The sequence below is a fragment of the Sphaerotilus sp. genome, from assembly GCF_041083715.1.
Lineage (GTDB): Bacteria > Pseudomonadota > Gammaproteobacteria > Burkholderiales > Burkholderiaceae_C > Sphaerotilus.
In genome coordinates this window covers 1-9,857 of sequence record NZ_JBFPGY010000169.1, presented here as the reverse complement: position 1 = coordinate 9,857, position 9,857 = coordinate 1, and the positions used below count along the sequence as shown (strand labels likewise).

Sequence of the window (9,857 nt, the reverse complement as noted above, 5' to 3'; positions counted from 1 at the left end):
GCAAGTCCATGCTGGCCCAGCGCCTCATCGGTCTGTTGCCACCGCTGGAGGAAACGCAGGCGCTGGAATCGGCCGCGGTGCTCAGTCTGGCCGGACGGTTCGATCCGGGAACCTGGTCACGGCGGGTGCTCCGCTCGCCGCACCACAGCGCCTCGTCCGTGGCGCTGGTGGGCGGGGGATCACCACCGCGTCCTGGTGAGGTATCCCTCGCCCACCACGGCGTCTTGTTTCTGGATGAGCTGCCCGAGTTCCCGCGCGCCGCGCTCGAAGCGCTGCGCGAACCGCTGGAAAACGGCCGCATCACCATCTCGCGCGCCGCGCAGCAGGCCGAGTTCCCGGCACGCTGCCAGCTCGTCGCCGCGATGAACCCGTGTCCGTGCGGCATGCTCGGCTCCACCATGCGCGCCTGCCGCTGCACGCCCGAAGCCGTCGCGCGCTACCAGGGTCGGCTGTCGGGGCCGCTGCTGGACCGGATCGACCTGCGGGTCGAGGTGCTGGCCATCGCCCCGGAAGAGCTGTCTTCGGCGCCGGATGGCGAGCCCAGCGAGGCCATTGCCACGCGGGTCGTGGCCGCCCGGCAGCGCCAGCAGGAGCGTCAGGGGGTGTGCAATGCGGAGCTGGAGGCCGGCGTGCTGGCCGAGCACTGCCGGGTGCAGTCGGTGGCGACGAACTTTCTCAACACCGCCGCTGCCCGACTGGGCTGGTCCGGCCGCAGCCTGCACCGGGTGATGCGCGTCGCCCGCACCGTGGCCGATCTGGCCGGAGCCGCCGACACCGAGGTCGGTCACATCGCCGAGGCCATCCAGTTGCGCCGCGCGCTGCCAGGGCGGTGATCACGCGTCCGTCAGGCCGGCGTGTTGCCCATCGCAGCCAACTGCGCGGCGCGCTGCTGGTCGGCCTTGCGGTCGGCCGCCACCTTCTGCGCGGTCGGGCGCTGCTCGATCAGCTTGACGTAGCGCTTCCAGTCCACGCCCTGCGCGGCCAGCAGGTCCTCGCCGCAGACCAGCTTGGTCGACATGGCCACCAGCGGCAGATGGGCCACCGCCGTGCAATCGGCCAGCGTGAAGGTGTCTCCCGCCACATACGGTGCAAAGCGTGCCAGCCGCTTGAACGCGGCGATGTTCTTTTCCAGTTGCCCGCGGGCCTTGGCGATCGTGCCCTCCGACACCTTGCCGCCAAAGAACGCCTGGGCATAGAGCATGCGCGCCACCAGCTCCAGATGGATGTCCATGAACAGCGACAGCTCGCGCACCTTGGCCGCGCCGAACGGGTCTGCCGGCACCAGCGGCACTTCGGGATACGCGGCCTCCAGATAGTCGACGATCACCGCGCTCTCGCACAGTGCACCGTGCGGGGTGACCAGATAGGGCACCTTGCCGAGCGGGGAGTTCACCAGCACGGCCTCGCCCCCCCGCGGCAGCACTTCGACCTCCTCGAACGCCAGCCCCTTTTCCAGCAGGACCAGCTTGACCTTGTTGTAGTAGTTGGACAGGGCGAAACCGTGCAGGCGCAGGACAGGGGCGGCGGTGGTCATGGGGGTCTCCGGGTGGTGTGCCGGCACTCTAGCGTCCGGCCCGGCCACCGGCAGTAACAGCGGCGACAATCCCGCCCCATGAACGCCGCCCCGATCCTGCCCGCCTTCTTCGACAAGCTCTGCCGCCGCGAGGACCTGCCCGCGCGGCTGGCCGTGCTGCCTCGGCCGATGGTGTTCACCAACGGCGTGTTCGACCTACTGCACCGCGGCCATGTGACCTATCTGGCGCAGGCGCGTGCGCTTGGCGCCAGCCTGGTGCTCGGTCTGAACAGCGACGCCTCGGCCCGCGGCCTGGGCAAGGGCCCGGACCGCCCGCTCAACGCCGAAGCCGACCGCGCCTGCGTGCTCGCCGCGCTGGAGAGCATCAGCCTGGTCGTGCTGTTCGACGAGCCGACGCCCTGCGTGCTGCTGCAGGAAATCCGCCCGGACCTCTACGTCAAGGGCGGCGACTACGACATCGAGGCGCTCGAAGAGACCCGCCTCGTGCGCAGCTGGGGTGGTCGGGCACAGGCGCTGTCCTTCGTCGATGGCTACTCGACCACCGCGCTCGTCCGCCGCATCCGCACCTGACGCCCCTGACCTCCGACCTGCACACCGACCATGCCCGCCCGTCTCTACCTGGATGCGCCGCTGAGCGCCGATGCCGAACTCGCCCTCCCCGCCGGCGTTGCCCGCCACGTGCAGGTGCTGCGCCTGCAACCGGGCGAATCGATCACGCTGTTCAATGGCCAGGGCGGCGAGTGGCACGCGGAGATCCTGCGCATGGGCCGCCAGTCGGTCGAGGTGCGGGTGGCGGCACACGATCCGGTCGAACGCGAGTTGCCGATCGCCGTGACGCTGGTCGCGGGCATGCCGGCGAACGACCGTTTCGACTGGCTGATCGAGAAAGCCACCGAGCTGGGCGTGGCGGCGATCGAGCCGGTGGTGTGCGAACGTTCGGTGCTGCGCCTGTCCGGTGAGCGGGCCGAGCGCAAGCGGGAGCACTGGCAAGCCGTGGCCGTGGCGGCGGCCGAACAGAGCGGGCGGACCCGCGTGCCGATGATCGCACCAGTGCGCACCCTGTCGCAGGCCGCGGCACGGGCCACCTCGGACGCCGGCACACCCCATTGGCTGCTGAGCCTGGCGGAAGCCGTGCCAATGGCACAACGCATGGCGCAGGACCTCGGCCATGGTGCCGGCCGCCTGCGGGTCTACAGCGGTCCGGAGGGTGGGTTCAGTCCGGCAGAGGAAACATTGGTGCGCGGCATCGGCGCCTGTGCCATCAGCCTGGGCGCACGCATCCTGCGTTCGGAAACTGCACCGCTGGCGGTGCTGGCCGCGCTGGGACTCAGGTCAGCCAGCGCCCCGGCGAGCTGAACATCGCGCGGCTGATCGGGATTTCAGGTCCGCCCAGCGGCGCTGCCGCGCTGTCACGGGCCTCGCGCGCATCGGCCTCCTCGGCGCGCTCGACCAGTTCACGCACGAAGGTCCAGATCACCGGATCGAGTTCGATCGAGCCAGGCTCGCCCGTGCGCTTGAGCCAGTCGTCCAGCCGGCGGCGCGAAGCCCCCAGCCGACGCGCGAACTGGTCGTGTTCCATGTCCATGCGCTGCATGGCTTCCAGCAGAAAAGCTTGTTGGGACTTGGGTCTTCTGTGTAATGACATGGGAGGGATCCAGAACTGCAAATTCAGTCTAACGGCACGCGCACCGACCGCGTGCGGTTTGGCCGAACTGGTTGCAACGCGAAGCAACAGGGTCGATGCCTACATTACAACTTGATGCTCCCCGCCCAAAGCCTCGATCAGCGCGGTCAACCCATGGGTCAACTCGGTGGTGATGATGGCCACATCGGCGTCGAAGCGCTCCTCGGCGCTGCCTTCCGTGTCCAGAACTCCATCGAGAAATTCGATCTTGCGCAACTGCATCCCTTCGGTCAGCACGAACGAGACACGGCCATTCCAGGTCATGGCCAACCGGGTCGGCATCTTGCCCTGTGTGATGTGCTGGCGCACCTCGTCGGTGTCCAGCGGATGGCGCGCGTAGCGCACCACCGACTTCATCTCGTCACTGGACTTCAGCTCGCATTCACGGTCGACCGTGAAATCGGCGGCCGGCTCACCCGTGAGCAGCCAGTCGGCCATCACCGCGGCGGGCGACTCCTGGGTGTGCAGCGCCCGGACGGACAAGCCGTCGAGCGCCTTGACCAGCAGCGTCACCACCTCGTCGGCACGGCCCGGGCTGCTGGTGTCGAGCACCAGGAAGCCCGTGTCAGGCGACAGCCACACGTTGACGGCCGAACGCTTGGTGAAGGCCATCGGCAGCAGCTCCAGCGTCGCCTGCTCCTTGAGTTCCTTCGTCTGCTTGCGGCCCGGCTTGCGGCCGGTTGCGCGCTCGATCTGGGCGGCGATCTCGTCGATGCGGCGCTTGACCACGGAGCCCGGCAGCACCCGCTGCTCGATCATCAGCCGCATCAGCCACTGCCCGCGCACGGTCTCGGCCAGCGGTGCCTCGGCCGGCCCGCGGGGTGGCACCCAGCCCGCCGACTCCTCCTGGGTCGAGCCGCATTCGACGAAGCGGGCCCGCTCCAGCCCGGCCTCGATCTGTTCGAGCGATGCCGACCAGCCCGGCTCCATGCGAAACACCGTCAGATTCTTGAACGTGAACACGCAGCTTCCTTCTCCAAAAGCAGTGATTGTCGTTTCCCCCGTGCCTGCAGGTCCACGTGCCGCACCTGTCACGGATGTGCAGGATTCGGAGAAGTCTAGGTTGGATGCAGCGGCAGGTCATGCAAAAAACGCATGTAACCACCATGTAATTCAGAGATCCCCCCACCTACACTGACCGCGGGGGCATCCCGAAAGCAGCGCAGCGCACTGTTTTCGAGATGCCTTTTTTCAACATAGGAGCCTCTCGATGAACCAACCCCTGATGGCCGGCGTGCACGTCAACGCCCCCTCCTTCGTCAAGAACGCCAAGCTGATCGCCTGGGTCGCCGAGATCGCCGCCCTGACGCAGCCCGCCGCCATCCACTGGTGCGACGGCAGCGCCGAAGAGTACGACCGCCTGTGCCAGCAACTCGTCGATGCCGGCACCTTCAAGAAGCTCAACCCGGCCAAGCGCCCGAACAGCTTCCTCGCCTGCTCCGACCCGAGCGATGTGGCCCGTGTCGAAGACCGCACCTACATCTGCTCGCAGCGCAAGGAAAACGCCGGCCCGACCAACAACTGGATGGCCCCGGCCGAGATGCGCACCCTGCTGCAGACCGGTGACACGCCGCTGTTCAAGGGCAGCATGCAGGGCCGCACGATGTACGTCGTGCCGTTCTCGATGGGCCCGCTCGGCTCGCCGATCGCCCACATCGGCATCGAGCTGTCGGACAGCCCGTACGTGGCCGTCAACATGCGCATCATGACCCGCATGGGCAAGGCCGTGTACGACGTGCTCGGCGTGGACGGTGACTTCGTGCCCTGCGTCCACACGGTCGGCGCGCCGCTGCAAGCCGGTCAGAAAGACGTGACCTGGCCCTGCAGCAAGACCAAGTACATCGTCCATTACCCCGAGACGCGCGAGATCTGGTCCTACGGCTCAGGCTACGGTGGCAACGCGCTGCTGGGCAAGAAGTGCTTCGCGCTGCGCATCGCCTCCAACATGGGCCGCGACCAGGGCTGGCTGGCCGAGCACATGCTGATCCTGGGCGTGACCTCGCCGGAAGGCAAGAAGAGCCACGTCGCGGCCGCCTTCCCGAGCGCCTGCGGCAAGACCAACTTCGCCATGCTGATCCCGCCGGCCGAGCTGGGCGACTGGAAGGTCACCACCATCGGTGACGACATCGCCTGGATCAAGCCGGTGAACGGCCAGCTGCGCGCCATCAACCCGGAAGCGGGCTACTTCGGCGTCGCCCCGGGCACCAACTTCAAGACCAACCCGAACTGCATGGCCTCCCTGGACAAGGACGTCATCTTCACCAACGTCGCGCTGACCGACGATGGCGACGTGTGGTGGGAAGGCATGACCGACGAGCTGCCCGGCCACCTGATCGACTGGCAGGGCAAGGACTGGACGCCGGAAACCGCCAAGGGCGCCGACGGCAAGCTGCGCCCCGCTGCGCACCCGAACGCCCGCTTCACCGTGGCCGCCACCAACAACCCCGCGCTCGACCCCGAGTGGGACAACCCGGCCGGCGTGGCGATCGATGCCTTCATCTTCGGCGGCCGCCGCTCGACCACCGTGCCGCTGGCGACCGAGGCGCGCAATTGGGTCGAAGGTGTCTACATGGCGGCAACCATGGGGTCGGAAACGACCGCCGCCGCTGTCGGCCAGATGGGCGTCGTGCGCCGCGACCCGTTCGCCATGCTGCCGTTCACCGGCTACAACATGAGCGACTACTTCCAGCACTGGCTCAACGTCGGTGCCAAGCTCCAGGCCGAAGGGGCGAAGCTGCCGGCGATCTACTGCGTCAACTGGTTCCGCAAGGGCGCCGACGGCAAGTTCGTGTGGCCGGGCTACGGCGACAACGCCCGCGTCATGCAGTGGATGCTGGGCCGCATCGAAGGCACGGCCGGCGGTTCGGAAAACATCTTCGGTGTCAGCCCGAACTATGGCGACCTGAACTGGACCGGACTGAACTTCAGCCAGGCCCAGTTCGACAGCGTCATCGGCATCGACCACGCCGCATGGCAGCAGGAAATGCAGCTGCACGGCGAGCTGTTCGAACAGCTCGCCCACAACCTGCCCGCCGAACTGAAGGCGACCAAAGCCGCGATCGAAGCCAAGCTGAACGCCTGATCGGAGCAATTGGCAACCAGACGTTACGGCCGCAACTTCTTGCCGAAAATACGGCGCGATACCGTGCAAAGTGGGACAGTCCCGGGGCTGATCCCGCTTCCCACGGAAGCCAACCCCACGGTCGTGCTGCAGCAGCACCCAGCCGGCCGGCGTTGAAGGAGTCGCCATGACGACCATCGTGTTCGAGCACGTCCCGGTGAGCGAATTGCCCCTTGCGTGGCGCCATCGGCTGGCAGAGCAGGCCGCGCTGCCGCACCGTCCGGTGACCATCCGCATCGAATCCCCGGATCCGGCGCCAGCCGCCCAGCTGTTCGACCTGCTGGAAGGTGGTCCGGATCTGGCCGATGTATCGGGTTACCTGCGCACCATCCGTGCGCCGCAGTACGACTTCACCCCCTCGGGCGACGGCGACTGACGCCACTGGACGGCTTCACCGCCGAACCAGCCCGATCGCCAGTTCCCGCCATCCGCGCGGATGTGGCACCGCTTCGTACGGCGGTGCCGGCCAGTCCCAGTGCGTCGACGGCAGCAGCGCCCGCAACATGTTGATGTCGAGGTGGTACGGCGGTCCTTCGATCCGCCCGACCGCCGCGCCGGGCCGCAGCACCTGCATCCCCATCAGGCACAGCCACCCGCCCGGCCGCAGCCAGCGGTGCAGCTGCGCAGCGTAGCCAGCCCAGTGGTCCGGGTGGATCGCGCACCAGCAGGTCTGCTCGAACACCGCGTCCAGCGGCTCGGAGGGCTGCCACTGCAGGACATTCCCCTGCACCAGCACACAGGCGTCGTCGCCCAGACTGGCCTCGCGCAGACGCCGCGCGGTCCGCGCGACGGCTGCCGGGGCGTAGTCGATCGCGGTGACGTGGCAGCCAGCCTGCACCAGCGCCAGCACTTCGTGCCCACTGCCGCAACCGGGCACGGCCACACGCTGGCCTGCCACGAGCGTGCCGTCAGCAAACCATGGCCCCAGCTGCGGACTGGCGACGCCACGGTCCCAGGGCAGATCGTTCGCCTCGAAACGCTGCTGCCAGAAATCGACGCCGGGGCCTGCCATGGCAGACGCCTTCAGCGTGGCTCGGCCGACTTGGCGACGAGCGTGAAATGCTCGACCTGCGGCGGCTGCGCGAAGAAGGGACCGACGATGGCGCGCCACTCGGCAAAGGCCGGCGACTCGCGGAAGTCGATGGTGTGGTTCTCCAGCGTCTCCCACCAGATCATCAGCAGATAACGCTCGGGCGACTCGACGCCCTTGTTGACCTTGTAGCCAAAGAAGCCCTTGGCCTGGCTGATGACGGTTTCCACGCCGCGCTGGATGGCAGCGTCGAAGTCGGCCTGGCGGCCGGGCTGGATGCGGATGTCGGCAAGTTCGAGGATCACGGTGCAGTCTCCGGGAAAACGGTGCCCGCATCGTAGCTGCAGCCGGGAAAGGCCGGGGCGGCACGCCGCGAAGAAGCCTCCGCCCACCCAGTCCGGGGTCCGCGGCCCGGCACTCCCGGGATGGCGGCGCGGCCTGGCGGATTTCACACTGCCCGGCATGCGCCTGTCCCCCGTCCTCGCCGTCTGGCTCCTGCTGTGCCTGCTGGTCAGCGGCTCGGGCGCTGCCTGGGCAGCAGCAGACGCCGAGGCGCCGCGCTGGGAGGAAATCGCCGCCAGGCTGGTCCGCCAGCCCGGATTCGCAGCCCTGCCGATCCGGATCACGACCGGCACGGGTCACGCGCCGGCAGAGATGCAGGTCGGCGGCGGACGCTGCATGCTGCACCTGCACACCCGCGGCAATCCGGTTGCCGATGTGCTGCTGCGCCAGGCGGCACCGGAGGACCGCCGGGTGTGGGTGCAGGCCATCCTCGTCCACGAGATCGCACACTGCTGGCGCTGGCAAGGCCAGGACGCGGCGCTGCAGCAGTTTGCCGCGCTGATCGGCACCGCCGGCCGTGACACGCGCCGGCTCGACGAGGTCCACCAGCGCCTGCGCGACGAGGAAACCTTCGCCGACGTCGCCGCGCTGGCCTGGGTGGCGCAGGCCGCACCGGGGCAATTCGATGCCATGCTCGGCGCCTTCGAGCGTCTGCGTGGCAACGCCACCCTCTCAGCGGGCACACACGACACCCGCGCAGCGCTGGACCGGGTGCGGCGCGAAGGCTTCGCGCCCGGACGGGCTCCCTTCGACGCCGCCCGCACGCTGCTCGCCGACACCGACTGGTGAGTCCGGGGCGCTCCCCTAGAATCCTTCGATGGCCATCCGCTCCACCGTTCACAAAGCCGAGCTGTCGATCGCCGACATCGACCGCTACCACTACGCCGACCACGCCCTCACGCTGGCCCGGCACCCTTCCGAAACCGAAGAACGCCTGATGGTGCGCCTCGTCGCCTTCGCGATGCACGCGCACGAGCGGCTGCTGCCGGCCGGAGGGCTCTCCACCGACGACGAACCGGATTTCTGGCGCTGCGACGACACCGGCTCCATCCAGCAGTGGATCGAGGTCGGCCTGCCCGACGAACGGATGTTGCGCAAGGCCAGCGGGCGCTCGGACGAGGTGGTGCTCGTCACCTACGGCGGGCGCAAGGCCGAGGTCTGGCGCACCGAAAACGCTGCAGCGCTGGCCAAGCTGCGCAAGCTCACCATGTGGTTCATTCCCGAAGCCGATTGCGAAGCACTGCAGACGCTGGTCGAACGGACGATGCGGCTGGGCGTGACGATCCAGGACGGTCACCTGCTGTTCGCGGGAGACAAGGGCAGCGTCGAGGTGACGCCGGTGCTCTGGCAAGGCGACAAGGCGGTCTGATGGCGCCACAGGCGACAATGGCGGCTTCGCGCGTCACCCCCTGACGCCGCCGCTCTTGCCCACCGCCCACCATGTCCGACCTCTCCACCGAGATCCGCCGCCGCCGCACCTTCGCGATCATTTCCCACCCTGACGCCGGCAAGACCACGCTGACCGAGAAGCTGCTGCTGTTCTCCGGCGCGATCCAGATCGCCGGCTCGGTCAAGGCGCGCAAGGCCAGCCGCCACGCCACCAGCGACTGGATGGAGATCGAGAAGCAGCGCGGCATCTCGGTCGCCTCCTCCGTCATGCAGATGGAGTACGGCGACTGCGTCATCAACCTGCTCGACACCCCCGGCCACCAGGACTTCTCGGAAGACACCTACCGCGTGCTGACCGCCGTGGACGCCGCGCTGATGGTGATCGACGCGGCCAACGGCGTGGAGCCGCAGACCCGGCGCCTGCTGCAGGTCTGCCGCGCCCGCAACACGCCGATCCTGACGTTCATCAACAAGATGGACCGCGAGGTGAAAGACCCGCTCGCGCTGATGGACGAGATCGAGCAGGAGCTGGGCATGACCGTCGTGCCCTTCACCTGGCCGGTCGGCATGGCCAAGTTCTTCCACGGCGTGATGGACCTGCGCGAAGACCAGATGCGCCTGTTCGCCCCAGGCGAGGACCGCGCCGGTGGCGACGAGGAAGTGTTGCACGGGCTGGAGAACCCGGCGTACACCGAGCGCTTCGGTGCCCCCTACGAGCAGGCGCTGGGCGAGGTCGAGCTGGTGCGCGAAGCGGCGC

General features: G+C 68.3%; 13 protein-coding genes. 8 read left to right on the top strand and 5 right to left on the bottom strand.

Translation table 11 applies throughout. The annotated features are described in order from the left end of the window. Positions 1-833: YifB family Mg chelatase-like AAA ATPase (locus tag AB3X43_RS07655; protein WP_369429260.1), on the top strand; the 833-nt coding region annotated here is incomplete at its 5' end. Positions 834-844: 11 nt separating this feature from the next. Here the strand turns inward: AB3X43_RS07655 and AB3X43_RS07650 are convergent. Further along, positions 845-1,534, bottom strand: a complete 690-nt coding sequence (locus AB3X43_RS07650; protein ID WP_369429259.1) for a glutathione S-transferase family protein — start codon at positions 1,532-1,534, stop codon at positions 845-847. A gap of 78 nt (positions 1,535-1,612) precedes the next feature. On the opposite strand from AB3X43_RS07650, the gene AB3X43_RS07645 reads away from it, so the two are divergent. Further along, positions 1,613-2,104, top strand: a complete 492-nt coding sequence (locus AB3X43_RS07645; RefSeq protein ID WP_369429258.1) for an adenylyltransferase/cytidyltransferase family protein — start codon at positions 1,613-1,615, stop codon at positions 2,102-2,104. Positions 2,105-2,134: 30 nt separating this feature from the next. Beyond that, complete coding sequence (locus AB3X43_RS07640; protein ID WP_369429257.1) at positions 2,135-2,890, top strand: 16S rRNA (uracil(1498)-N(3))-methyltransferase; 756 nt, start codon at positions 2,135-2,137, stop codon at positions 2,888-2,890. Here AB3X43_RS07640 and AB3X43_RS07635 read toward each other — a convergent pair. Next, positions 2,862-3,128, bottom strand: coding sequence for a hypothetical protein (locus tag AB3X43_RS07635; protein ID WP_369429256.1), 267 nt, complete (start codon positions 3,126-3,128; stop codon positions 2,862-2,864). The two genes, AB3X43_RS07640 and AB3X43_RS07635, sit on opposite strands and share 29 nt — an antisense overlap. A gap of 150 nt (positions 3,129-3,278) precedes the next feature. Beyond that, positions 3,279-4,181 (bottom strand): recombination-associated protein RdgC, encoded by a 903-nt coding sequence (locus AB3X43_RS07630; protein WP_369429255.1) that lies wholly within the window; start codon positions 4,179-4,181, stop codon positions 3,279-3,281. 247 nt (positions 4,182-4,428) lie between these two features. Between AB3X43_RS07630 and AB3X43_RS07625 the strand changes: the two genes are divergently transcribed. Both AB3X43_RS07625 and AB3X43_RS07620 read left to right on the top strand, forming a co-directional pair. Next, positions 4,429-6,300 (top strand): phosphoenolpyruvate carboxykinase (GTP), encoded by a 1,872-nt coding sequence (locus AB3X43_RS07625; protein ID WP_369429254.1) that lies wholly within the window; start codon positions 4,429-4,431, stop codon positions 6,298-6,300. A gap of 166 nt (positions 6,301-6,466) precedes the next feature. Beyond that, positions 6,467-6,715, top strand: a complete 249-nt coding sequence (locus AB3X43_RS07620; RefSeq protein ID WP_369429253.1) for a hypothetical protein — start codon at positions 6,467-6,469, stop codon at positions 6,713-6,715. Between the two features lie 15 nt (positions 6,716-6,730). Here the strand turns inward: AB3X43_RS07620 and AB3X43_RS07615 are convergent, their stop codons facing one another. Beyond that, positions 6,731-7,351 (bottom strand): methyltransferase domain-containing protein, encoded by a 621-nt coding sequence (locus AB3X43_RS07615; protein ID WP_369429252.1) that lies wholly within the window; start codon positions 7,349-7,351, stop codon positions 6,731-6,733. 11 nt (positions 7,352-7,362) lie between these two features. Further along, the gene (locus AB3X43_RS07610) at positions 7,363-7,674 is read right to left on the bottom strand and encodes an antibiotic biosynthesis monooxygenase family protein (protein ID WP_369429251.1); all 312 of its coding nucleotides are present in this window, start codon (positions 7,672-7,674) and stop codon (positions 7,363-7,365) included. A gap of 157 nt (positions 7,675-7,831) precedes the next feature. On the opposite strand from AB3X43_RS07610, the gene AB3X43_RS07605 reads away from it, so the two are divergent. From AB3X43_RS07605 to AB3X43_RS07595, 3 genes are all read left to right on the top strand, one after another. Then, a complete protein-coding gene (locus tag AB3X43_RS07605; RefSeq protein WP_369429250.1) occupies positions 7,832-8,500 on the top strand; it encodes a hypothetical protein in 669 nt (222 codons plus the stop codon). Between the two features lie 28 nt (positions 8,501-8,528). Beyond that, complete coding sequence (locus tag AB3X43_RS07600) at positions 8,529-9,080, top strand: YaeQ family protein (protein WP_369429249.1); 552 nt, start codon at positions 8,529-8,531, stop codon at positions 9,078-9,080. Between the two features lie 71 nt (positions 9,081-9,151). After that, a partial coding sequence (locus AB3X43_RS07595; protein WP_369429248.1) for a GTP-binding protein occupies positions 9,152-9,857 on the top strand: 706 nt, incomplete at its 3' end.

Excerpts from the sequence above, each read along its gene's own strand:
- AB3X43_RS07605 (WP_369429250.1), top strand. The coding sequence starts at position 7,832 with ATGCGCCTGTCCCCCGTCCTCGCCGTCTGGCTCCTGCTGTGCCTGCTG.
- AB3X43_RS07625 (WP_369429254.1), top strand. The coding sequence starts at position 4,429 with ATGAACCAACCCCTGATGGCCGGCGTGCACGTCAACGCCCCCTCCTTC.
- AB3X43_RS07635 (WP_369429256.1), bottom strand. The coding sequence starts at position 3,128 with ATGCAGCGCATGGACATGGAACACGACCAGTTCGCGCGTCGGCTGGGG.
- AB3X43_RS07650 (WP_369429259.1), bottom strand. The coding sequence starts at position 1,534 with ATGACCACCGCCGCCCCTGTCCTGCGCCTGCACGGTTTCGCCCTGTCC.
- AB3X43_RS07600 (WP_369429249.1), top strand. The coding sequence starts at position 8,529 with ATGGCCATCCGCTCCACCGTTCACAAAGCCGAGCTGTCGATCGCCGAC.
- AB3X43_RS07645 (WP_369429258.1), top strand. The coding sequence starts at position 1,613 with ATGAACGCCGCCCCGATCCTGCCCGCCTTCTTCGACAAGCTCTGCCGC.
- AB3X43_RS07640 (WP_369429257.1), top strand. The coding sequence starts at position 2,135 with ATGCCCGCCCGTCTCTACCTGGATGCGCCGCTGAGCGCCGATGCCGAA.
- AB3X43_RS07620 (WP_369429253.1), top strand. The coding sequence starts at position 6,467 with ATGACGACCATCGTGTTCGAGCACGTCCCGGTGAGCGAATTGCCCCTT.
- AB3X43_RS07615 (WP_369429252.1), bottom strand. The coding sequence starts at position 7,351 with ATGGCAGGCCCCGGCGTCGATTTCTGGCAGCAGCGTTTCGAGGCGAAC.